21 protein-coding genes and 1 riboswitch are annotated in these 22737 nt (G+C 52.9%); of the genes, 5 read left to right on the top strand and 16 right to left on the bottom strand.

The features are described from left to right. Window positions 1–127 precede the first annotated feature (127 nt). A complete protein-coding gene (locus KNP06_RS12720) occupies window positions 128–748 on the top strand; it encodes a hypothetical protein (protein WP_214712235.1) in 621 nt (206 codons plus the stop codon). 38 nt (window positions 749–786) lie between these two features. Here the strand turns inward: KNP06_RS12720 and KNP06_RS12715 are convergent, their stop codons facing one another. Both KNP06_RS12715 and KNP06_RS12710 read right to left on the bottom strand, forming a co-directional pair. Further along, window positions 787–2820 (bottom strand): heavy metal translocating P-type ATPase, encoded by a 2034-nt coding sequence (locus KNP06_RS12715; protein ID WP_251131595.1) that lies wholly within the window; start codon window positions 2818–2820, stop codon window positions 787–789. A 109-nt stretch (window positions 2821–2929) separates the two neighbouring features. Beyond that, a complete protein-coding gene (locus KNP06_RS12710) occupies window positions 2930–3292 on the bottom strand; it encodes an ArsR/SmtB family transcription factor (protein WP_214708921.1) in 363 nt (120 codons plus the stop codon). Between the two features lie 146 nt (window positions 3293–3438). Here KNP06_RS12710 and yhfH point away from each other — a divergent pair, with 146 nt between their 5' ends. After that, window positions 3439–3597 carry a protein YhfH gene (yhfH, locus tag KNP06_RS12705; RefSeq protein ID WP_021065246.1) on the top strand — a complete coding sequence of 53 codons (159 nt, stop codon included), beginning with the start codon at window positions 3439–3441 and terminating at the stop codon, window positions 3595–3597. Window positions 3598–3632: 35 nt separating this feature from the next. Here the strand turns inward: yhfH and KNP06_RS12700 are convergent, their stop codons facing one another. From KNP06_RS12700 to KNP06_RS12690, 3 genes are all read right to left on the bottom strand, one after another. After that, on the bottom strand, window positions 3633–3977 hold the full coding sequence (locus KNP06_RS12700) for a fluoride efflux transporter FluC (protein WP_138859988.1): 345 nt from the start codon (window positions 3975–3977) through the stop codon (window positions 3633–3635). Continuing rightward, complete coding sequence (gene crcB, locus KNP06_RS12695) at window positions 3974–4381, bottom strand: fluoride efflux transporter CrcB (RefSeq protein WP_138859989.1); 408 nt, start codon at window positions 4379–4381, stop codon at window positions 3974–3976. Before crcB ends, KNP06_RS12700 begins: the two co-directional genes overlap by 4 nt. Before the next feature lie 90 nt (window positions 4382–4471). Then, on the bottom strand, window positions 4472–5674 hold the full coding sequence (locus tag KNP06_RS12690) for an ornithine--oxo-acid transaminase (RefSeq protein ID WP_214789257.1): 1203 nt from the start codon (window positions 5672–5674) through the stop codon (window positions 4472–4474). 156 nt (window positions 5675–5830) lie between these two features. Between KNP06_RS12690 and KNP06_RS12685 the strand changes: the two genes are divergently transcribed. Beyond that, a complete protein-coding gene (locus KNP06_RS12685) occupies window positions 5831–7873 on the top strand; it encodes an EAL domain-containing protein (protein WP_214789255.1) in 2043 nt (680 codons plus the stop codon). Window positions 7874–7913: 40 nt separating this feature from the next. Here the strand turns inward: KNP06_RS12685 and KNP06_RS12680 are convergent, their stop codons facing one another. Next, window positions 7914–9317 (bottom strand): basic amino acid/polyamine antiporter, encoded by a 1404-nt coding sequence (locus KNP06_RS12680; protein WP_214789253.1) that lies wholly within the window; start codon window positions 9315–9317, stop codon window positions 7914–7916. Between the two features lie 224 nt (window positions 9318–9541). Between KNP06_RS12680 and KNP06_RS12675 the strand changes: the two genes are divergently transcribed. Then, window positions 9542–11170, top strand: coding sequence for a peptide ABC transporter substrate-binding protein (locus KNP06_RS12675; RefSeq protein ID WP_214789252.1), 1629 nt, complete (start codon window positions 9542–9544; stop codon window positions 11168–11170). Window positions 11171–11279: 109 nt separating this feature from the next. Here KNP06_RS12675 and KNP06_RS12670 read toward each other — a convergent pair whose 3' ends face one another. The 3 genes from KNP06_RS12670 to ade form a co-directional block, all read right to left on the bottom strand. After that, window positions 11280–12872 (bottom strand): Na+/H+ antiporter NhaC family protein, encoded by a 1593-nt coding sequence (locus KNP06_RS12670; RefSeq protein ID WP_214789250.1) that lies wholly within the window; start codon window positions 12870–12872, stop codon window positions 11280–11282. 113 nt (window positions 12873–12985) lie between these two features. Beyond that, window positions 12986–13160: riboswitch (Lysine riboswitch) on the bottom strand. 57 nt (window positions 13161–13217) lie between these two features. Then, window positions 13218–13502 carry a hypothetical protein gene (locus KNP06_RS12665; protein WP_214789248.1) on the bottom strand — a complete coding sequence of 95 codons (285 nt, stop codon included), beginning with the start codon at window positions 13500–13502 and terminating at the stop codon, window positions 13218–13220. 117 nt (window positions 13503–13619) lie between these two features. Next, window positions 13620–15329 carry an adenine deaminase gene (gene ade, locus KNP06_RS12660; RefSeq protein WP_214789246.1) on the bottom strand — a complete coding sequence of 570 codons (1710 nt, stop codon included), beginning with the start codon at window positions 15327–15329 and terminating at the stop codon, window positions 13620–13622. Between the two features lie 120 nt (window positions 15330–15449). Between ade and KNP06_RS12655 the strand changes: the two genes are divergently transcribed. Continuing rightward, the gene (locus KNP06_RS12655) at window positions 15450–15986 is read left to right on the top strand and encodes a gamma carbonic anhydrase family protein (RefSeq protein ID WP_214789244.1); all 537 of its coding nucleotides are present in this window, start codon (window positions 15450–15452) and stop codon (window positions 15984–15986) included. Between the two features lie 433 nt (window positions 15987–16419). On the opposite strand, the gene KNP06_RS12650 is transcribed toward KNP06_RS12655, so the two are convergent. From KNP06_RS12650 to dapA, 7 genes are all read right to left on the bottom strand, one after another. Next, window positions 16420–16968 carry a nitroreductase family protein gene (locus KNP06_RS12650; RefSeq protein WP_034781247.1) on the bottom strand — a complete coding sequence of 183 codons (549 nt, stop codon included), beginning with the start codon at window positions 16966–16968 and terminating at the stop codon, window positions 16420–16422. A 116-nt stretch (window positions 16969–17084) separates the two neighbouring features. Continuing rightward, on the bottom strand, window positions 17085–18377 hold the full coding sequence (gene lysA, locus KNP06_RS12645; protein WP_251131594.1) for a diaminopimelate decarboxylase: 1293 nt from the start codon (window positions 18375–18377) through the stop codon (window positions 17085–17087). Then, window positions 18347–19435 carry an alanine racemase gene (gene alr / locus KNP06_RS12640; RefSeq protein ID WP_214712250.1) on the bottom strand — a complete coding sequence of 363 codons (1089 nt, stop codon included), beginning with the start codon at window positions 19433–19435 and terminating at the stop codon, window positions 18347–18349. The genes lysA and alr overlap by 31 nt, the downstream gene beginning before the upstream one ends. A gap of 13 nt (window positions 19436–19448) precedes the next feature. Continuing rightward, the gene (locus KNP06_RS12635; RefSeq protein ID WP_034781253.1) at window positions 19449–20375 is read right to left on the bottom strand and encodes a branched-chain amino acid transaminase; all 927 of its coding nucleotides are present in this window, start codon (window positions 20373–20375) and stop codon (window positions 19449–19451) included. A gap of 46 nt (window positions 20376–20421) precedes the next feature. Beyond that, the gene (gene dapD, locus KNP06_RS12630) at window positions 20422–21129 is read right to left on the bottom strand and encodes a 2,3,4,5-tetrahydropyridine-2,6-dicarboxylate N-acetyltransferase (protein ID WP_034781255.1); all 708 of its coding nucleotides are present in this window, start codon (window positions 21127–21129) and stop codon (window positions 20422–20424) included. Then, window positions 21107–21856, bottom strand: coding sequence for a 4-hydroxy-tetrahydrodipicolinate reductase (gene dapB, locus KNP06_RS12625; RefSeq protein ID WP_214712260.1), 750 nt, complete (start codon window positions 21854–21856; stop codon window positions 21107–21109). Before dapB ends, dapD begins: the two co-directional genes overlap by 23 nt. Then, on the bottom strand, window positions 21853–22734 hold the full coding sequence (gene dapA, locus KNP06_RS12620) for a 4-hydroxy-tetrahydrodipicolinate synthase (protein WP_214712261.1): 882 nt from the start codon (window positions 22732–22734) through the stop codon (window positions 21853–21855). Before dapA ends, dapB begins: the two co-directional genes overlap by 4 nt. Window positions 22735–22737 lie beyond the last annotated feature (3 nt).

Below are 22737 nucleotides of genomic sequence, written 5' to 3'. Positions count from 1 at the left end.
TTGTAAACGATAACAAGAAACGCTTTACTATGTATTTATACCTTTACCCGTTTTTTCCTTTCCCAAAAAAATATTTTGCGGTGAAATCAACGAATATTGTACGATGGATAACAGAAGGAGGGATGACATGTCCCAACGAAAATGGCTGATTTTACTCGTTTCGCTATCGGTCTTATCCATTCTTGTCTTGACGAGTTTTGCCGTTCAGCTTCGCGATACGATGCGGCAAGTCGAATCGATTCACGATCAACGCCTCGAATCGTATGACGACATCGAAGAAATCATGTATTTCAATATTGAACGGGCCAACGCAATCCGTGGTCTGCTCGCCTATGAAGACCGGCGCTTTTTAGAATCTTATTATAGTATGTCCCAGCAGGCTGAAGAGTTGAAGACATCAATCATGAACGATCCGCATACGCCGAGTTCACTCATTGATTTGCTTTACCGTGACGGAATATGGGAGCAAGGCGCCGCCGAAGTGCTTGTCTTTTATGAGCGCGGCGATCTCGAGGCCGCGACCGAGCTAGCCGAGACGATGACCGATCAGCGCCAAACGATCCTCGAAGATTTGCGCGCATTGAAGAAACTACAATATGAAGACATCCGCAAACAACTCGTCGCGACCGAGAATCAAATCGATGTGTTGATTCAAGCCCTCACGTCGATTGCCATCTTGCTCATCGCCGCACTGCTCGTTTTGCTGTTTCTCCTCTTCAAAACACGAAAAAAAGACCGTCTCCAATGAGACGATCCCTCGACCTCAATTTCCATTGTGAGGTCTTTTTATTTGGAATGAATGAGACGTGCGGCGTTCCCGATGGCGAGCAAGGCAACCCCGACGTCAGCAAACACGGCTTCCCACATCGAGGCTAGTCCGAAGAGACCGAGCAAGAGGAAGAGCGCCTTCATACCGAACGCGAACGTGATGTTTTGCCAAACAATCCGCCGTGTCCGCTTGCTTAATTCAATCGCTGCCACGACGTCTCGCGGAGCATCGTTCATCAGCACGAGGTCGGCTGCCGTGACCGCTGCATCACTCCCGACGCCACCCATCACGAGTCCGACATCGGCCCGTGCGAGCGCCGCCGCATCGTTCAATCCGTCACCGACAAAAGCGACCTTGCCGGTTGTCGCCAACCGCTCGACTTCTGCGACTTTTTGATGCGGAAGCAATTCGCTTCTCACTTCATCGATTCCAATTGCCGAACCGACGGCGGCTGCGACTTCTTGCCGGTCCCCGGTCAACATGACTGTCTGATAACCATAGCGCTTCAAAGCTTGAATCGTTTCTTGCGCATCTGGCTTCACTTGGTCTCTCAACTCGATTCGGCCGAGCCAACGGTCATTTTTGACGATATGGACGACCGTCCCCGATGTCTCCGCCGGGGTTGGATAACCCAATTTTTGAATATAGCGGGCGCTGCCGACGTAAATGCGGTTTTCACCGTCGATCGCCATCAACCCGTATCCCGGTTCTTCTTGAATCATCGAGAACGGTGCGACCGGACCGGCATGCTCGACGATTGCTTTTGCGAGCGGATGCGTGGAGGCCATCTCAACACGGGCGGCAAGCTGAAGCAACTCGTCTGTCGTCAGCTCCCCGTTTGTCACGACATCGGTCACTTCAAAGCGGCCGGTCGTGAGCGTACCGGTCTTATCGAATACGACCGTATCGACTTCGGCGAGCACATCTAAATATTCGCCGCCTTTCACTAGGATGCCCCGCCGTGAACATGCTCCAATCCCACCGAAATAGCCGAGTGGAATCGAGATCACCAAGGCGCATGGACAACTGATGACGAGGAAAATCAAGGCCCGGTATACCCATTCCTCGAGATTTCCGACAAACAGTGGTGGAACAAATGCGACGACCGCCGCGAGCACGACGACGACCGGCGTGTATACTTTCGCCAACCGTGTGATCATCTGTTCCGTTCTCGCCTTGTTCATGCTCGCTTGTTCGACGAGGGCAATCATTTTTTGCAGGCTCGATTCAGTCGCCGGGCGTTCGACTCGTATTTCGAGCCGCCCGTCAAGGTTGACCATTCCCGCAAGGACGTCTTCCTCGGGACCGATTGGGCGTGGTAACGACTCACCTGTCAGCGACGCCGTATCCAATGAGCTCGAGCCTCGCAGCACACGACCGTCCATCGGGATCTGTTCGCCTGCTCGAACGATGATGATGCTACCGGTTGCGACCTCTTCAGGACGTCTTTCTACTTCTCGTCCATCTTCGAACACGCGCGCAATCGTCGGTTTCATGTTCAACAGCGATTGAATCGACCGTCGCGAGGCGTGGACGGCCCGCGCTTGGAAGTATTCACCGAGCTGGTAGAACAGCATGACGGCGACCGCTTCCGGATACTCCGCAATCGCAATCGCACCGATCGTCGCAATCGACATTAAAAATTTTTCATCAAACCATTCCCGATGCCATACGTTGCGAATTGCGGCATAGACGACGTTATAGCCTGCGACCACATAGGCAATCGCGTACACAAAGAGCAAATCGGTGTACAGACCGACGAGCAGCAGGGCAAACGCGACGCCAAACCGCCACAATAAGCGACCCGACATCGGCACTTCCGCCTCGTCTTTGACAAAATGTGCACCCGGTTCAATTCGCCCCATCGTCGCTTCGATGGCGCGGAGCGTCTTCGTGTGATCCTTCGAATCATCCCATTCGATAATCATTCGACTTGTCGCAAAATCGATTTGACAAGCGGCGACACCGTCCTCTCCCGTCACGCTTTTCTCGATTTTGGCGGCACAGTTCGTACATGTGATCCCTTCGACAGGTAATACATCCCGTTTCATAATCATCTTGCCCCTTTACATTCAAACGTTCATTTGAATATATCGCAACGCTGTTCCATCACAATTACAACCGAAAAAAGAGCCGACTGGAATCCCAGCTGGCTCTTTGTCACGCATCAATTTGTTCGGCACTGTGGGCCATCGCGATCTCGACGAGTAGCCGGACGTGATCATCGTCGAGTGAGTAGTAGACGACTTTTCCTTCTTTTCGATATTTGACAAGCCCTTGCTCGAGCAACGTCCGTAAATGATGCGACGCCGTCGCGTTTGAATGTCCGATCACGGCCGCCACGTCACAGACGCACAGTTCCCGTTCTAACGTCAGGACGTACAACACTTTGAGCCGGGTCGGATCGGCGAACGCCTTGAACAATCGGCTGACTCGAACCGCATCTAGGTCTGTCAGTGCCCGTTGTAACACCGTCACATCTTCACTTTGAATGGCGATTGTTTCACACTGGGGTGCTTTCATCCGTCTCACCTCGTTTTCTGTAGTCTCATTCTAATAAAATCCGATTTATAAATCTGTTATATATTATTGTTGACTTATACACTGCTGTTATAATACAATAAAAACAACATAACAGCTACGTTACTTAAATAAAGGGGGCAGTTACAATGAATGAATGGGCAAGCCGACTTGAATCTTCCGTCGAATTTTATCGGAAGTTACCGGACAAGACGTGTCAAGAATGCGGGAAACAGATGGATGAGCAGTGCGAGTCTTACGAGAACACGTGCCCATCCTGTGCTGAAAAACTGCAACTTAGCGAATAAAGCAAATCCCTCGGAACAAGTCTCCGAGGGATTTTTCATGGCAGATGATAACCGAGATAGGCCGCCAGCAGACCAAGTACATAGGTCGCAAGCAAATACATCCCGAAACGAAGCCAGTCTTTGGCGACGAACCGCATCACTTCGAGCTTGAACGTCGAGAACGTCGTGAACGAACCGAGAAAGCCGACACCGATACCGAGCATGAGCGTTTGGTGAACACTCGCCCCGTATAAATACCCAAGTCCAAACGAACCAGTCACATTGACGATGAGCGTTGCCCACGGAAACGCCGATGTCGTCCGGGTTTTGACGAACTGACCGACCCCGAATCGCGCCATCGCCCCGAAGAACGCGCCGATCATGATGACGAGAAGCGTCATCGTACTCCCCCCTCTCGCATGACAGCCCGATCGAACCGTCGCCGCCCAAACCAAAATCCGAGCCATGAACTGAACAGCCCAAGTCCGAGACTGAGCGTCACATAAAGCAGAGCTGAACCGAATGCGTCAGCCTCTAACAATTCAATCGTCTCCACACTGAATGTCGAGAACGTCGTAAACGAGCCGATGAACCCTGTCCCGACCGCGGTGACGACACTCGGGGAGAGACGTCCGGACCGAAACAGAAAGTGTGTCAGCCAACCGAGCGCGAAACTTCCTGATAAATTGATGAGCAGCGTCCCGAGCGGAAACAGACCGATCCAAAACGTCTCGATGCCTGTCCCGATCCCATAACGTGCCAAGGCACCGAGCGCTCCCGCCAAGCCGACGTATACATAGAGCATGGCCCCGTCTCCCTTCAAAAAAACACCTGCCGCGAGCACGTCGCGAGACAGGTGTTTAAGTCTGTATTCATTATAACAAGCGATGCGCAATCACGAAATAGCGGCTGGTGCGAACACGGCTGAAATCGCCTCGAACGCCTCATCGAGCTCTTCTTTCGTGATGACGAGTGGTGGCGCCAAACGAATCACCGTCTCATGCGTCTCTTTGCAGAGCAGACCGCGCTCTTTGAGCGCTTCACAATAAGGACGTGCCGCTTCTGTCAATTCGATTCCGATGAACAGACCGCGTCCACGTACATCTTTGATGAGCGGATTGTCGATCGATTTCAATCGGTCCATGAAGTACGTCCCGAGTTCAAGTGAACGTTGTGGCAGTTGTTCTTCCTCTAACACTTCAAGCGACGCGATCGACACGGCTGCCGCGAGCGGGTTCCCGCCGAACGTCGACCCGTGCGACCCTGGATTGAATACGCTCAAGACGCTCTCATTGGCTGCGACACATGATACCGGGAATACGCCGCCCCCGAGCGCTTTTCCGAGAATATACATATCCGGCTCCACATCTTCCCATTCGATGGCGAACCATTTGCCTGAGCGACCGAGCCCCGATTGAATCTCATCGGCCACGAACAAGACATTATGCTGCTGGCAGAGCTCACTGGCACGTTTCAAGTAACCAGCCGGTGGGATGACGATCCCGGCTTCGCCTTGAATCGGTTCGACAATGAACGCCGCCGTATTTTCAGTGATAGCCGCCTCGAACGCATCGATGTCACCGTACGGCACGACTTTAAACCCTGGCAATAGCGGCCCGAATCCGCGTTGATATTCCGCTTCTGTCGACATCGACACCGCCGCCATCGTCCGGCCGTGGAAGTTGCCCGAGCAGACGATGATTTCCGCTTGGCCTGGGATTTGTTTCACTTCATACGCCCAGCGACGTGATGCTTTGACAGCCGTTTCGACTGCTTCCGCACCCGTGTTCATCGGCAACACCATCTCTTTGTTTGTAAGCGCTGTCACTTTTTTGTAGAAACGACCTAGTTGATCATTGTAAAACGCACGTGACGTCAGCGTGATTTTATCCGCCTGATCTTTTAGCGCTTGGATGATTTTCGGATGACAATGACCTTGGTTGACGGCCGAATAGGCACTCAACATATCCATGTAGCGGTTCCCCTCTGGATCCGTCACCCAGATCCCTTTCGCTTCCGAGATGACGATTGGAAGTGGATGATAGTTGTGCGCCCCGAACTTCTCTGTCAATTCAATCACTTCTTGTGTCTTTGACATTTGATTTCCCCCTTATCAAAAAACTATCTTACTTCTTCAGTATATGATGACCGTCTTTCTTTTGACAACGACCAACTTGCCCATTCCTCGGGTTGGGAAAATAAGGTACACTGAACGTAGAGTACGATTCATTTGATGTAGATTGGAGGAAATGCTGTGGCTTCATTGCGCGATTTGCCGATTGACGAGTTCATCGATGCTTTATCTGTCCCATGCTGTTGCATCAACCTCGACGGCAACGTCCTTCTTTGGAACGAGCATGCGGAAACGCTCTTCGGATGGGAACGGGACGAGGTCCTTCACTACCCACTCCCAGTCGTCCAGCACTTAGAGCATACGCTCGAGACGTGGTCGCCACTGCTCCTTCAATATCCGTTCTCGACGACGGCGATGACGCCGTTCAAACATAAAAACGGTTCGGTCGTCTATGCGACCGCCTATTTACAATCCTTTTCCATCAACGATTTCACCGGCTATTTTTTAGCCTTTTTACCGAAAGGATTTAGTCCGCTCATCAGCACGGAACAGTTCAACTTACTCCATCATTTTCAGGCGATGATTGAGCAGTCGACTTATTATCTGGCTGCGAACGCGTATGGGGAAATCACCGAGGTCAACCCGTTGTTATGCGGATTGATCGGGGCCCCCGACCACCAATTTATCGGTCGTAATTGGTTCGAGCTCATCCATCCGTCATTCGAGAATGACCCGATCGCCGAGGACGTGCTTCAAGCGCTTACGACCGACCGTATTTGGAACGGCGAGATGCCCATCCGCTCGGAACGTCATACGGCGAACACGTGCTGGCTCAATTTGACGGTCGTCCCAATCTTGAGCGAAGAAGGCGAAGTCGTGCAATATACCGCCTTCGGATTTGACGTTTCGGATAAAAAACGGCTCGAGCAAGAGGTCAACTACCTCGCCTATCATAACGATTTGACCGGTCTGTTAAATAAAAAAGGGTGGCTTCGCCAATATGCCCACGTCTTGAAAACTGTCGATCAAGGGGACGGTTTGGTCCATGTCGCCTTGTTCGACATCGACCGCTTTAAGATCATCAACGAATCGTTCGGCTCCCGTGTCGGCAACGAACTACTCGTCCAAATTAAAGACCGGGCCACTCAGTTCATGCCCGAGACGAGCGTCATGTTCCATCCGTCGGGCGGCTTGTTTGGACTTCTGTTCTTTGAAGAGTCGAAAGAGGAAGTGTTCCAGTTGTTGCGTCAATTGCAACATGAACTGCAACGACCGTTCCGGATTTATCATCACTCGATCATGGTGTCGATTTCCATCGGTTGTGTCTTCTATCCATCGGCCACATCTTCATTAGAAGAACTATATACGCGTGCCGAGAGCGCCTTGTTCAAAGGGAAACGGATTGGCGTCGGCACGATTCAGTTCGTCACGAAAGACATGGACGACGCGTTCTCACGTCAAATCCATATCGAAAAAGCGCTCTATCAAGCGCTCGAGGAAAAACACTTTTATTTGGAGTATCAACCAAAGTTCGAGTTGAAGACCGACCGGCTCATCGGGTTCGAGGCGCTTCTCCGTTGGCATCACGATGAACTCGGTCAAATCCCGCCGTCGGAGTTCATCCCGCTCGCCGAGGAGATGGCGCTGATCGTCCCCATTAATAACTGGGTCATCCTTGAGGCCGCTAAACAGTTGAAAGCATGGCAACGACTCGTTGATTATCCGTTGTCGATGGCTGTCAACATTTCACCGAACCAATTCCGGAGCGACAGCTTCATCAATACGCTCCGAAATATCAAGCAACAGCTCAATTTAAACCCGTCTGACATCATTCTCGAGATCACGGAAAGTCTCGTCATGCAACAGACGGATGAAATCATCGCCCGGATGAATCAAATCAAGCGGCTCGACTATCGCCTGTCGATTGACGACTTTGGAACTGGATTCTCTTCACTCCAATACTTGAAGTCGTTCCCGGTCGACGAGCTGAAAATCGATAAAGTCTTTTTAGACGATTGGCTCGCCTCGAAGTCGCACTTGCTCGATGTCATCGTCCATCTCGGCAAGAGCCTACATCTGCACGTCGTCGCCGAAGGCGTCGAGGACCAAGAGATGCTCGATCATTTGAAGCAAACTGACTGCGATTCGTTCCAAGGCTTCTTGTACGCCAAGCCAATGCCTCCAATCGAAGTCGTTCGCCTGTTAACGGGCGGAAAGCAATAAAAAAGTCATCGGACGTCTTCACGACGTTCGATGACTTTTTTTATAGGCTGATCGTGGCCGTCCATAGTCCATAGACGCCGTACGTGGCCGCCAACAGGATGACGACCGCAATCATATATTGCAGACGGCTCAGGAACGGACGGCCCTGTTCACGTTCGGCTAGCATGAAGACGAACACGCCCGGCGCGTAAAGAATCATCGCGATGAGCATATATTCGACACCCGACGCATAGAGGAGCCATGCCGCGTAAACGGTCGCGATGCCCGACATGACAAGCATCGAGCGCATCCCTGTGCGTCGTGCCTCTTTCCAACCGAACAAGGCGGAAAACAAGTACGGGACGAGGGCCGCAATCCCGGCAATGCTCGAGAGCACCAAATAGGTCTGTTCGGAGAAGAGTGCAATGATAGTGACGAGTTGGGTGAAGACTTGCGTGATGAACAAGGCACTCACCGGCGTTTCATTCCGATTGAGCCGATTGAACAATTTCGGGAACACCCCGTCGCGACTTGCCACATAAGAAATCTCTGTCGCGAGAATCGTCCACCCGAGCAACGCACCTGAGAGCGAGACGAGGAGGCCGATATTGATGAGTGTCGCACCGACGGGACCGACGACCGCCTCAAGCACATACGCCATCGACGGTTCCGCCAGTGACGCGAGTTGCTCTTGGCTCATCACCCCGAACGATAGGATTGAGATCATCATATAAATGACGAGTGTCCCAACCAGTCCGATCACCGTCGCTCGTCCGACATCTCGTTTATGACGGGCCCGTGATGATAAGACGACCGCTCCTTCGATGCCGACGAACGCCCATAACGTTACGAGCATCGTCGATTTCACTTGCGGGAACACCTGTGACCAGCTGAAGCCCGACTGACCCCAAAAGTCGATTTGGAACGTGTCGATCCGGAAAGCGAACAAGATAAGGATGATAAATAAAAAGATTGGGACGAGCTTCGCGATTGTCGTGACGATATTGAGGAGTGCCGCTTCTCTCATCCCTCGCGAGATGATCCAGAACAGCCCCCAAATCACGATCACGCTCATAATCAATCGAAACGCCCGATGCTCTGCCGAAAAGATCGGGAAGAAATAACTGAGCGTGCTAAAGATCAACGTGATGTTCGCCACCGTCCCGATCCACGCGGACATCCAATAACCCCACCCGCTGTTGAAACCGACGAACTTGCCGAACCCTTCCTTTGCATAGGCATAAATCCCGCCTTCAAGCTCAGGACGTGTATTCGCTAAAAATTGAAACACGAACGCGAGCATGACCATGCCGATGCCCGTGATCGTCCAACCGATCAATACCGAACCGACCCCGGCACCTTGAGCCATCGCGCCAGGCAAGTTAAATGCGCCTCCGCCGATCATCGTTCCGACGACCATGGCAGCAAGCCCGAAAAAGCCGATTCCGGCTGATTGTCCCTTCATTCCAAACCCTCCAAAAAAAGTTGACGTCTGACGAATAACTATACATAGATAATGTATAATCATTCGATGATTTCCTTATTCTACTGAATCCAATGACGTTTAGATAGGTATTTTACTAATGTTTATATTTTCGAATAATTTAAAAAATTTTATTGTGCATTCATCTTGTTTGTAGTTTAATTGCAATATATTCGAAACAATCAGAATTTTCGGGAGGTAACACAATGCGCAACAAAAAATGGTTAGCTTTATCGGGTGTCGCTTTGCTTGCGACAGCAGCATGTGGCGGTGGAGAAGAAACAACAGATTCGTCTGAAGGGTCTTCATCAAGTGATGCGAAAAAGGAAATCACGCTCGTCTCGGCGACAGATTTACCACAGCTCGATCCGACGCTCACAACGGACTCGACGTCAGTCATCGTGACGAACAACGTCTTCGAGGGACTGTATCGTCTGGATGAAAATAACCAACCGGTACCGGGAATTGCGGAAGACGTTGAGATTTCAGAAGATGGACTTACATACACCTTCAAATTGCGTGACGCGAACTGGTCAGACGGCTCACCGGTCACAGCCGAAGATTTCGTCTATTCATGGAAGCGCGCCCTCAACCCAGAGACAGGCGCGGAATATGCGTACATCCTTCAAGACTTGAAAAATGCCAACAAAATTCTTGCAGGCGAAGAAGAACTCGACGCGCTCGGCGCGAAAGCGGTCGATGAGAAGACGCTCGAAGTTCAATTGGAAGCACCGGCCCCTTACTTCCTCGGGTTGACAGGGTTCCCGACATATATGCCGCAAAAGCAAGAATTTGTCGAAGAGCAAGGCGAGTCGTTCGCGACAGCAGTTGATAAGACACTCTACAACGGACCTTATGTCTTGGACAGCTGGCAAGACAACGAAGGTTGGGTGTACAAAAAGAACCCGGACTATTGGGATGCTGAAAACGTCAAGATGGAGACAATCAACGTCAAAGTCGTCAAAGAAGTCGCGACGGGTGTCAACTTGTTCGAATCGGGCGAAGTCGACTACACGCTCTTGTCGTCTGAATTCGTACCACAATTCCAAGACAGCGAAGAGTTCAAGACTCGTGCCGACGCACGCATCAACTTCCTTCGCTTCAACCAGAAAAACGAAGCACTCCAAAACGTCAACATTCGTGAGGCGCTCGCGAAAGGCTTCGATAAGCAAGGTGTCACAGACGTCATCTTGACAGACGGCTCACAGCCGGCCAACTATATCGTCGCGAAAGACTTCACGTTCACAGAAGACGGAGCCGACTTCCGCGAGAAGTATCCAGACCTTCAAAGCTACAACGTCGACGAAGCGAAAGCGGCATGGGATAAAGGTCTTGCCGAGCTTGGCGTCGAAACGATCGAACTTGAATTCCTCTCCCGTGATGAAGAAGCGTTCAAGAAAGTCAACGAGTACATCAAAGGTGAGCTCGAGAAGAACCTCCCTGGCCTCACGCTCAACATCAAGCAACAGCCGTTCAAAAACTTCCTTGACCTTGAAGGTAAAGGTGAGTACGACGTCTCAGCTGCTGGCTGGGGCCCTGACTACCAGGATCCAATGACGTACCTCGACATGTGGGTAACGGACGGTCCGTTCAACCGGATGGCCTACTCGAACGACGAGTACGATAAATTGATCCAAAGCGCGAAACAAGAAGCTGATCAAATGAAACGTTGGGAAACGATGCAAGAAGCAGAACGCATCTTGCTCGAAGATGACTTCGCGATCGCACCGATCTATCAAAAAGGTGAAGCGTACCTCGAACGCTCAAACATTCAAAACATGCACCGCCATCCGTTCGGAGCTGACGCTAGCTTCAAGTGGTTGGACGTCAACTAATCAGCAAGCCCTGTCACTCCTGTGGCAGGGCTTGTTTGTGCATCGACACCTATGCCAATACAAAAAAGAGGCGTGCCACGAGCGGTGGCACGCCTTTAATCTAGATGAATTACGCTTCGCGTTCAGCGCGCATATCAGCTGGCACGCGTCCGCGTTTAGAAATGATTTGCGCGATGACAAGGACCACGACAAACGTCGCGAATGCCGCGAAGAAGCCGATCCACATCGAGCCTGTGATCCCGAGGACCAAATACCCGACCGCTGACACACCAGCCGCAATCAACGCGTATGGAAGTTGTGTCAACACGTGGTCGATATGGTGCGATCCGGCACCCGTCGAACTGAGGATCGTCGTATCCGAAATCGGTGAGCAGTGGTCACCGAACACCGCACCAGCGAGCACCGCCGCGAGTGTCGGGAGCAACAGTTCCGGATCGACGGCCATAATCAAGTCTGCCCCGATTGGAAGCATGAGACCGAACGTCCCCCAGCTCGTCCCTGTCGAGAACGCCATCAGACCAGCGATCGCGAACAAGATGAGCGGCAAGTAAGACGCTGCAATCGAATCTGTGACGAAACTTGCCAAGTAATCACCCGTTCTCATATCTCCGATGACGGCAATGATCGTCCAGGCAAAGAGCAAGATGAGTACAGCGGGCCACATGGCACGGATACCGGCCCACGTCGCATGACCGTAGTCTTTAGCTGGAATTTTACGACCAATCAAGAGCAAGAGCGCAACGAGCAAGCTGATGACGGCACCGGTCACAAGTGACCGTGTCACATCTGTCGACTCGAACGCACCGAGAAGCGAGAAGCTTTGACCATCGGCAGCAAGCGCTTGTCCGCCTGTGTACAACATGGCTGAAACAGTGGCAATGATCAACACGATGATTGGGACAATCAAGTCGCGGACTTTCCCGCCATCGTGTTCTTTAATATCTTCACTCATCCCCATCGGTGCGCCTTTCGATGAATCGTAGAGTTCACCTTGAAGGGCACGTAGCTCATGTGTACGCATCGGTCCGATTGCGAGTCCCGTGTAAGCGACATATGCCGTCAACATAAGTGCGAAGATGGCATAGAAGTTCATCGGGATGATTTGGATGAACGCTGAGAATGACGAGTAGCTGTCGATTGAGTACTTCGCAAGAATTCCTGCGATGATGGCGATGATGTACGCTCCCCAACTCGAGAGCGGGCTGATGACACAGACCGGTGCGGCCGTCGAATCGATCGTATAAGCGAGTTTCGCGCGTGATACTTTTTTTCGGTCCGTCAGCGGTCGGCTAATGTTTCCGACTGCTAGGCTGTTGAAATAATCATCGATGAAAATCAAGATCCCAAGACCGAACGAGACGAGGCGAGCGCCACGAGCCGTTTTGACGTTAGAGGCCGCCCACTCTCCGAACGCACGGGCCCCGCCCGACGTTTGGATGATGGACGACAAGATGCCAAGCAAAAGCAAGAACGCGATCAACAGCACGTTCCATTCATTGATGGCCCCATCCGCCCAAAATAACGCGACGATGTTAGACCATAAATATTGAATCGATTCGAGCAGATTGAAATTGTGTAGCAGTAGCACCCCTGCGATAATCCCGACACCGAGTGATGGAATGACTTTCCGTGTTGTGATGGCCATTATGATGGCCAGTAAAGCCGGTACGAGTGAGAGTACCGATGTTGAATAATCTACCATGTTGATTTCCTCCTCTTTTGTTAGAGATGAGGCCCCCCTATGCTTAAAAAAACGCAAAGCGAGGGCATCGGCAACAAAGCCGACACCCTCGCTGGATGTTCCGTCTTTCTTAGCCGACTTGGAGCGCTCCATACGTAAATATGTATGGCAGTCTGACGGGTATTTCCCGTCAGCCCAGCACAAAGTCAGAGACATGACTTTACACTTCGGCGATCTTGCCTTTCTGTAGTCTTCACCGTTGTCATCCTCGGACTACTTACTCATCAGCATCGCACCTCTACCTCATCGATAGCACGAATATTCATTTAAAGTTACGTCTAAACTATCATAGGTCGTACTGACTAATCAATAGTTTTTTTCATCTCGGATGATTTGTTTTAACACCGCGAGCGCTGCTTGGTCGTCTGACTCGACCGCTTTAAAGAAATCACTAAAGAAATGATACAAGATGAATCGTTCCGCATGCGACGATGTATGGTCTTTAATCGTCAGCAAGACGAGACGACGCAACCGTCGTTTCGTCCGCGTCTCGTCGGGCAATTCTTGACATCGGTCTTGAAAGGCACGATATACAGAATTGATCAAATCCCCATGTTCATCATATGACCGCTTGTAAGCAACTTGTTCCATCTGTTATATCCCCCCTTTCCATTTGTACCGATGAAACTTGTCGTAACTATACCAACTTAACCAAGAGCGTTCAATGGTTTCGGGTCGTTCTTAACAAAAATCATACGTTAGACTGACTTACGACTCGATGAATGAGAACGTCGTCACATCGAATAGTCCCATATCGGTCAACTTCAAATCCGGGATGACCGGGAGCGCAAGGAATGACATCGTCAAATAGGGATTGAAATGACGATGGGCGCCGACGACGTCGAGCGCATCGTTCAACTGTTCGAGCACGTCCGCCACTTCCGCATACGGACGTTTCGTCATGAGTCCTCCAATTTCGAGCGGCAAGACCGCCAGCACCTTCCCTTCTGACACCGCGACGACACCACCGCCCACTTTTTCAAGTGTTTCGGCAGCGAGCAACATGTCGTCCGGGCTCACCCCGGCGATGACGAGGTTGTGGCTATCATGGGCGACCGTCGCCGCGAGCGCACCCCGCTTCAAGCCAAACCCTGTCACCGGGGCCAGGGCCATGTGACCCGTCCCGTGATGGCGTTCGATGACGGCGAGCGTGGCAATGTCTTGGGCGAGGTCGGCTCCGGACGCGTCAGGTGTGAAGACAAGACGCTGTCGCTTCGTCAAGAGACTGTTCGGCAATACTTGAATCACATCGACCGCTTCTTCTTTCACGGCTAGACGGAACGAGTCCGCCGTCAAATCGGGTAGTTCGAGCTCACCTTTCATCGGTTTCGGCACTTCAATCCCGTCGGCTTCGAACGTCGCCTTGCCTTCTTTGGCGACGACTTCCCCGTTCACGTAGACGGTTTCGATTTTTACCGATTGGACGTCTGACAAGATCACAAAGTTTGCTCGTTTGCCCGGAGCGACGGCACCCACATCTTTGAGTCCGTATGCCTCGGCCGCGTGCAGACTAGCGATGGCATAGGCCGTTTCTGGTTTGACACCTTGTTTGATCGCCATGCGAATGTTGTAGTCGATCCCGCCTTCGGCGACGAGGTCGTCCAAGTGTTTATCGTCCGTACAGAACAGGAAACGGTGAGCGTTGCTTTCCGTGATGGCCTGGCTGACTTTCTCCACGTTCCGCGCGACCGACCCTTCACGAATTTGAACGTAAAAGCCGCGCCGGACCCGTTCGAGCGCTTCTTCGGCCGTCGTGCATTCGTGATCGGTCATGATCCCTGCCGTCCGGTATACGTTCAGCTGGTCCGGACCGAGGCCCGAAGCATGGCCGTCGACGACTTTCCCGACGTGTTCGGTTTGTGCGATTTTTTGAAACATATCCGCACTTCCGGACTCGACAGACGGATAGTCCATCACCTCGCCGAGACCGTGGACGCCCGGGTCCCCTAAAAACGGCGCCAAGTCCTCGGCGTATAGCTTCGCCCCGGCGTGCTCGAACGGCGTCGCCGGCACACAGCTCGGGAGCATCATCCGCACGTCGAGCGGCAACCCTTTAGCGTCGGCGAGCATATACTCGATGCCGAGTGCCCCGTTCACGTTCGCAATCTCGTGCGGATCGGCGATGACCGTCGTCACCCCGAGCGGAAGCACCGCTTTGGCGAACTCGTGAGGAGGTACCATCGACGACTCGATGTGGACATGCGCATCGATGAATGACGGTGCGAGCGTCCAAGACGGGTCATGGTATTCGGTCTCCCCTTCGTAGCCGTCCCCGATGGCCATGATGTATCCCGCATCGATAGCGACATCCGTGCGAATCGTCTCACGACTGTAGACGTCGATGACCGCCACATCTTTAAAGACGACCGCTGCTTTCTTTTTCTTCGCCGCGATGTCGATCAAATGTTGTTTCTCCATCTGTGTGTCTCCTTTTTCCTACGTATTTTTACTATCTTAACAAGAATAATCTTTCAGGCGCAATTTCTTTTTCAACTTATGCGACAATGAAAGCATATCTGTTTGAAAGGGGTTACACTTATGCAGTACAAATTAGGCAAATTGATGCCGCAAGTTGACGAGACGGTTTTTCTCGCACCTGGATCCCACGTGATCGGCGATGTCACGATTGGCGCTCATTCCGGCGTCTGGTTCAACACGGTCATTCGAGGCGATGAGGGACCGATTCAAATTGGTTCTTACGTGAATATCCAAGACGGATCGATGGTCCATCAATATGAAGGGTCCCCGACCATCATCCGTGACCGGGTGTCGATTGGACACATGGCGATGATTCACGGATGCGAAATTGAAGAAGGGTGTCTCATCGGCATGCATGCGACCGTCCTCGACGGAGCCAAAATCGGCAAAGGTTCATTCATCGCAGCCGGTGCACTCGTCACACCGAACATGCAAATCCCGGAAGGCGTCATGGTCATGGGCGTGCCCGCCAAAGTCGTCCGTCCGCTCAATGACGAGGATCGCTTCATCATGGAACGGACCGTCAACAAATACGCGAAACGGGCTGAGCAGTACTTGACGACATGCGAGCCACTCACATCGACACAAAGATTGTGAAAGCGTTAACAAGATTCATAAATTGTTAACGATAATCCCGATTTTTCTTCATGTTTCCTTTGTATACTGAGGATGTAGTCAAGCCGACGTGTCGAAAGGGGCCAATTGTAATGTATCCAAACCATGCCGAACTCATGTTAGACTTGTACGCCTCGTCCGTTAACCCAAGCTATTGCCTGCATATCGAGGATTCGTTCGACGATACGCTGCAAGGAACACATCGAGAGGTTTGGGAACGATTGCAATCGGATAATACTAAAGGGGAAGAAACTAAAGTTAAGGGAACGTGAACAAAATGATTCCAACGAATGTCATTCAAGACTGGCTCGCAGCCAAGTTAAAAAAATAAACTGAGCGCTCACATGAACGGCTCAGTCGCATTGACCTATAAATACTGGTCCGATCGTAGTCACCTACGCTCGGACCTTTTCGTTCACTCAAAAATCGTCAAGCAAGCGTCAATCGATTGACGTTGCTTCGTCGGCGGTACATCTTCGTAACGACCGAGCTGGAGCAGTCCGACAAACGTCTCACCCTCAGCCCCAATCATCTCTTGAAGCCTGGCATCCTCAAAAATACCGCCCGTCCGCCAGACGAGGCCGATCTGTTGCTCACTACACAATAAATGAAAGTTTTGAATCATCGTCGCCGTCGCGAGCAGCGCATCTTTCTTCCCTTTGTCCGTCTCGAAATGCTTCGTCGTCACGTAGACGCAAGCTGCGGCGTTCCGGATGCGTCCCGCGATTTTCTCGCGCTTCGCCTCTGGTCCATCTTGAAACGCCGGTTCGAGCGCCTGAAGCAAGACGTCTTTTCCATCCCCGTTGAACAAATAAAGATTCCACGGTTCAACTTTGTTATGAAACGGTGCCTGATGCGCCGATGCCAACAACTCATAGAGTACTTTCGTCGCAATCGGTTCTTCAGTGAACATCCGAATCGTCCGCCGCGACTCAATTAACTGTTGTCCTGCTGTCTTTTCCATTGAAGTCACTTCCCCCTCTGTTATCTATTCCATCATAATTGAAAACATTTCTCATTTGAAGGAGAATGACTTCGACAAAAAGAACGCATCCCTGAGTTAGGAATGCGTTCGTTCTATCATGTCGATTGCCCAACGACCTCACAGGCGACCAAGTCTTCGAGCGTCTGTCTGCGGACGACGAGACGATGGTTGCCATCTTTCACGAAGACGACGGCCGGGCGGAGCATCTGGTTATAGTTGCTCGCCATCGAGAAATTGTACGCTCCCGTCGCTTTGACGAGGAGGAGATCGCCAGCTTCGACCGGCGGGATGAGCGAACGGTTCGAGATGATGTCTCCCGACTCGCAACACGCCCCGACGATTTTTGCTTCAATCGTCTTCGGTTCATCCATCCGTGTCGCCGCAATCACATCATACTCGGCATCATAGAGGGCGGGACGAATGTTATCCGTCATGCCTCCGTCGACCGAGACATACGTGCGGACACCGCTCACTTCTTTCACCGTCCCGACTTCATAGAGCGTCGCACCGGCGTTGGCGACGAGCCAACGGCCTGGTTCGATCCCAATTTTCAGGAGCGGCAAGCCGAAGCGTTCCACTTCCGCGACGAGCGTGTCCATCACTTGTGTCATCGTGTCGGCGAAGTCGAGCGGGTCGTCCGACTCGAGATAGGCGACACCGAAGCCGCCACCGATATTCAAGACGTCGGCCGTGTATCCTGTCTCTTGACGGATCGTCTCGATGAAGTTGACCATCGTCTTGACGGTATTGATGAACAACGTCGGTTCTTGAATCTGCGAGCCGACGTGACAGTGGATGCCTTGCAAATGCAGACGTTCCGCCTGCAGCGTCGCCTTGATCGCTTCGAGATACGTGTCGTCGTGGGTCGGGAAGCCGAACTTCGTGTCGACCCCACCCGTCTGAATCGCCTCATGGGCGCCTCCGACGACTTGTGGGACGATGCGGAGCAGGACGTCGACGTCGACATCGTGTTCGACCGCGAGGCCCGACAACAGTCCGATTTCGCGCATATTGTCAATCGTGAAATGGGTGATGCCGTTCTCGAGTGCGAACGTGATGTCCTGCACCGTCTTGTTCGACCCGTGGACGTGTATCCGGTCAGCCGGGACACCTGCGTGGAGCGCGACGAACATCTCACCGCGTGAGACGACGTCGATGCTTAAGCCCGCTGCCATCACTTTATCGTACACGGCCGCGATCGACATCGCTTTTGATGCGTAGAGCGCATATGTGTTCGGATACTTGTCGAGGAACGCGTTACGGACGAGGCCGAGGCGACGCTCGAGTTCAGGCTCGCTCATGATATAGAGCGGTGTCCCGTACGTCGCTTGAAGTTCACGGACGGACACGCCTTCGATCATACAAACTGATTGGTTGGTGGTGTACATACATTGCCTCCTTCAAAGCGATGCGGGACACGCCATGAGCGTGCGCATAATTGTTCTGAATTGTTGGCGTGCCCGGTGCGGGTCACGTCATCTATTTTTGTCGTATAGCCATAGAGCTCGACCACGTCTCCGACTTGTACGGTGTCATCGACGCGTAAAAAACTGTGGCTCATGAAGATGTTGCTGATGAACGGATAGGCCCGTCCTTCGATGTGGGCCGGTAAGAAGCGCCGGGCTCGCATAAGTCCGTCGCCATAACCGACCGAGAGCACAGCGATGCGTTCATTCGTCTCGGCCGTGTAGCCCGTACCGTAACCGACGTGGGCACCGGCCTCGATGTCATGGACGGCGACGACTTCCGCATCCCAGTGAAACGCCGGGATGAGCCAATCGACCGGTTCGACCGAAGAGTAACCATAAAGGAAGATTCCCACGCGCACATGGGTGCAATGCCCGAGGCGCGGATCCGCTTGTAGTGTCGCGGCGCTATTGGCCGCATGCACGATGTCGAACGAATGCCGTTCGATGAGACGATTCGACCAGTCGGCGAACCGTTCCACGTGCACACTGTGTTCGATTTCCGCTTTGTCGGCGTCAGCGAGCGGGAAATGAGTACATAACCCGACGAGGTCGAGCCCCTCGTCTTGGCAAAACGCGACGATGGCCAGCGCTTCTTTGAACGTCTTGGCACCGAATCGGTTCATCCCGACGTCGAGCTTTAAATGAAGGCGGACACCGTCCAACTGATCCCGTTGCGAGACGAGCCAGTCATAGGAACCGATGGCGACGTCAAGATGGTCACGATGGACGGTTGCCCAGTCATAGACCGGGTTCATGACGAGGACGCGCGCTTCCGGAGCTGATGCCCGGACCTCGCTCGCCTCGTCCAGCGTCGTCACCATGAAGTGACGCACCCCTTCTTCGTACAGTGTCGTCACAACTGGCTCCATCCCTAAGTTATAGGCGTTGTTTTTCACGACGGCGAACACCGGTCGGCCAAGCGCTTCAATCCGACGTTTGTTTTCGCGAATCGCATTCAAGTCAATTGTGACTCCCATACAAAAAACTCCTTTATTCTTTGACTCCAGCTTTGACGAACGTGATCCAATCGCGGTGTGTCGGAATTTGTCCCGTCACAGCCTCACGGTAACGCGCGAGCATGTTCGTCGCGACCGTCTGGACGCCGCCGCCGATTGAGATGTTGTCGATTTCGATGACGCTCGTCACTTCAGCCGCCGTCCCCGTTAAGAAGATTTCATCTGCGACATATAGTTCGTCACGTCCGATGTGGCGTTCGATGACCTCGAATCCTTCCTCACGGGCGAGTTCGATCACCGTTTGACGCGTGATGCCGTCGAGCACCGAGCAATCGAGTGACGGTGTGAAGATTTTGTTTCCTTTGACGAGGAAGATGTTGGCGACGCTCGCCTCGCTGACGTTTCCGTTCATGTCGAGGGCGATCGCTTCATCATATCCATCGCGCACCGCTTCTCCTTTAAGGAGTTGCGAGTTCATATAGTTCGCCGCCGCTTTCGCTTGCATCGGCATCATCGTCGAAGAAACACGACGATACGAGGCGACTTTCGCGCGGATCCCGACCGTCTTGCTGAAATATTCGCCGAGCGGCCAGCACGAGATCGCGACGTGTACTTTCGTTTCCTGCGTCGGCATGAGTGCCTGCCAAGGTGTGCCGAGGAAAACGAATGGGCGGATGTAACAAGCCTCGAAGCCGTTGCGTTCAATCAATTCGATTGTCGCTTGTTCGAGCTCATCGACCGTGTACGGCAAGTCGACGTGATAGTATGCACACGAACGAACGAGTCGCTCCAAGTGTTCACGGAGTCGGAAGATGGCCGGGCCTTCCTCTGTGTGGTATGCCCGAATCCCTTCGAAGAACCCGCTACCGTAGTGAATCGCGTGCGTCATGATACTCGTGTTCGCGTCACTCGGCTCGATCCAAGCCCCGTCTTGCCACATCCATTGTCCATACTGTTCCATTGTTCAACTCTCCCATTCATTGTTTATATTTTCTGTCTATTATACGTTACAGGGAGCGTAAGTCATCAACAAGTTGTGTTTTTTCTGCGGTTTTTTCATCTTTTTGCTTAATGACACGGGCTGGTGTTCCGGCGACGACGCTTCCTGCTGGGACGTCTTGCGTGACGACACTCCCTGCTGCGACGACTGCGTTTTCACCGACACGGACGCCTTCCAAGATGACGGCGTTCGCACCGACCATGACGCCGTCTTCGATGATGACCGGGTCTTTTGAAGGTGGCTCAAGGACACCGGCGACAACCGCGCCGGCTCCAAGATGGACGTTCTTCCCGAGCGTTCCACGGGCACCGATGACCGCGTTCATGTCGACCATCGATCCGTCACCGATGACGGCACCGATATTGATGACGGCACCCATCATGACGACGACGTTATTGCCGATTTGAACGTGGTCCCGGATGAACGAACCTGGTTCGATGCGCGCGTTCAATTTCGTCGTGTCGAGCATCGGCACGGCGCTGTTCCGGCGGTCGTATTCGAGATGCGTATCTGTGATGACCGCTGCGTTCGCTTCAACGAAAGCGGCTGCGCGTTCGGCCGTCGTGAGGAATAATTTCGATTCGTCGGTCCCGAATGCTTTCGCCCCTTCGATGTCTAGACCGGCCAACTGACCGTTGACGTATAGTTTGACAGGCGTTTCTTTCTTGGCATCTTTAATGTATTGCGCGATTTCATAAGCGTTTGTGAGTAACATGAGTGGCCTCCTCGTATAGGTTTGTTAAATTGTATAATCCGGCCGGGCGGTCGAGAATCGTTGCCGCCGCGGCGAGTGCCCCGTTCGCGAAGACGCGTTTGGACAGGGCCGTATGTTTCAATTCAAGCATTTCGTCGTCTCCGGCAAAGAGGACGGTATGTTCTCCAAAAATCGTCCCCCCGCGTACCGAATGCATGCCGAGTTCATCGGCTGCACGCGCTTCGCGGCGCGGTGTCCGGTCATATACCGGTGTCACATCGCGTTTGGCTTCGATGGCACGGGCGAGCAGTTCTGCCGTGCCGCTCGGTGCGTCGACTTTTTTACGGTGGTGCGCCTCAATCACTTCGATGTCATAACCGATCGTGAGCGGGACGAGTTGGTCGAGCAGCTGTTTCAGGAGCGCGATCCCATAAGACGTATTATACGACTGGAAAATCGGGATCTCCTGAGACGCCGCTTCAATTTTGGCAAGTTCCGCTTCCGAGAAACCCGTCGTCGCGATGACGAGCGGGATTTGCTTGGCTTTCCCGAAAGCGAGCACATCATCTAACAGTGCCGGGTTCGAGAAGTCGATGACGACATCGACGTCGGCCTCGACGTCTTGCAACGAGACGGGATGCTCTCCTCCGGCCGGTGAGACGATGGCCGCAACGTTCAAGTTTTGTGTCCGGGCGACTTCTTCGACGATCTGTCCCATCGCTCCGTAGCCATGAATGAGTAAGTTCACTGTCTCACCTCATTGAACTGCTCCATTGCCGACAACAAGCGGGCCTCGGCCGTCGCGCTCATCGGGACGAGCGGGAGACGTGGTGCACCGAACTCGAAGCCGCGTGCATTGAGTGCCGCTTTGACCGGAATCGGGTTCACTTCCGCGAACAATTCGTCGATGACCGGGAGCAGTCGGAGCTGCCATGTGCGGGCCGTCTCTAAATCTCCAGCGAGGAGCGCTTCGGTTAAAGCGACCGTCGCACCCGGATAGACGTTCGAGAGGACCGAGACGACACCTTGCGCGCCCCAAGCCATATAAGGAAGGATTTGATCGTCGTTCCCGCAATAGACTGGGAAGCCTTCCGGCACGTGCGCCATCATTTGAGCCATCACCGAGATATCCCCACTCGCTTCCTTGAGCGCAGCGATGCGTGGGTGATCGGCGAGTTCCCCAACCGTCGCCGGATCAAGGGCGACACCCGTGCGTGACGGTACGTTGTAGAGCATGAGCGGAATCGGTGACGCGTCGGCGATTGCTGTGAAGTGGGCAATCAGACCTGCTTGCGTCGACTTGTTGTAATAAGGCGTGACGACCATCGCCATCTCGGCTCCGAGTTCGGCGGCCCGTTTCGTCTTTTGGATGCTGAGCGCCGTGTTGTTCGACCCGGTTCCGGCGATGATAACGGCGCGACCGGCCGCGACTTCAATCGCTTTGACGAGAAGCGTCTCGAACTCGTCGTCCGTGATGGTCATGCCTTCACCGGTCGTTCCCCCGATCACGAGACCGCTGACACCTTCTTTAATTTGATCTTCAATCAATGCTTCCCACGCTGTGAGATTTAGCTGACCGTCTGCTTGAAACGGTGTAGCGAGTGCGGTTGCGACTCCTGTGAACATATA

The organism is Exiguobacterium sp. s21 (genome assembly GCF_018617975.1).
GTDB lineage: Bacteria > Bacillota > Bacilli > Exiguobacteriales > Exiguobacteriaceae > Exiguobacterium > Exiguobacterium mexicanum_A.
This window is presented reverse-complemented; position numbering and strand designations above follow the sequence as displayed.

Bases quoted from the DNA above. Each gene is read 5' to 3' on its own strand.
- KNP06_RS12720 (WP_214712235.1), top strand. From the start codon at position 128: ATGTCCCAACGAAAATGGCTGATTTTACTCGTTTCGCTATCGGTCTTA.
- KNP06_RS12715 (WP_251131595.1), bottom strand. From the start codon at position 2,820: ATGAAACGGGATGTATTACCTGTCGAAGGGATCACATGTACGAACTGT.
- KNP06_RS12710 (WP_214708921.1), bottom strand. From the start codon at position 3,292: ATGAAAGCACCCCAGTGTGAAACAATCGCCATTCAAAGTGAAGATGTG.
- yhfH (WP_021065246.1), top strand. From the start codon at position 3,439: ATGAATGAATGGGCAAGCCGACTTGAATCTTCCGTCGAATTTTATCGG.
- KNP06_RS12700 (WP_138859988.1), bottom strand. From the start codon at position 3,977: ATGACGCTTCTCGTCATCATGATCGGCGCGTTCTTCGGGGCGATGGCG.
- crcB (WP_138859989.1), bottom strand. From the start codon at position 4,381: ATGCTCTATGTATACGTCGGCTTGGCGGGAGCGCTCGGTGCCTTGGCA.
- KNP06_RS12690 (WP_214789257.1), bottom strand. From the start codon at position 5,674: ATGTCAAAGACACAAGAAGTGATTGAATTGACAGAGAAGTTCGGGGCG.
- KNP06_RS12680 (WP_214789253.1), bottom strand. From the start codon at position 9,317: ATGAAGGGACAATCAGCCGGAATCGGCTTTTTCGGGCTTGCTGCCATG.
- KNP06_RS12675 (WP_214789252.1), top strand. From the start codon at position 9,542: ATGCGCAACAAAAAATGGTTAGCTTTATCGGGTGTCGCTTTGCTTGCG.
- KNP06_RS12670 (WP_214789250.1), bottom strand. From the start codon at position 12,872: ATGGTAGATTATTCAACATCGGTACTCTCACTCGTACCGGCTTTACTG.
- KNP06_RS12665 (WP_214789248.1), bottom strand. From the start codon at position 13,502: ATGGAACAAGTTGCTTACAAGCGGTCATATGATGAACATGGGGATTTG.
- ade (WP_214789246.1), bottom strand. From the start codon at position 15,329: ATGGAGAAACAACATTTGATCGACATCGCGGCGAAGAAAAAGAAAGCA.
- KNP06_RS12655 (WP_214789244.1), top strand. From the start codon at position 15,450: ATGCAGTACAAATTAGGCAAATTGATGCCGCAAGTTGACGAGACGGTT.
- KNP06_RS12650 (WP_034781247.1), bottom strand. From the start codon at position 16,968: ATGGAAAAGACAGCAGGACAACAGTTAATTGAGTCGCGGCGGACGATT.
- lysA (WP_251131594.1), bottom strand. From the start codon at position 18,377: ATGTACACCACCAACCAATCAGTTTGTATGATCGAAGGCGTGTCCGTC.
- alr (WP_214712250.1), bottom strand. From the start codon at position 19,435: ATGGGAGTCACAATTGACTTGAATGCGATTCGCGAAAACAAACGTCGG.
- KNP06_RS12635 (WP_034781253.1), bottom strand. From the start codon at position 20,375: ATGGAACAGTATGGACAATGGATGTGGCAAGACGGGGCTTGGATCGAG.
- dapD (WP_034781255.1), bottom strand. From the start codon at position 21,129: ATGTTACTCACAAACGCTTATGAAATCGCGCAATACATTAAAGATGCC.
- dapA (WP_214712261.1), bottom strand. From the start codon at position 22,734: ATGTTCACAGGAGTCGCAACCGCACTCGCTACACCGTTTCAAGCAGAC.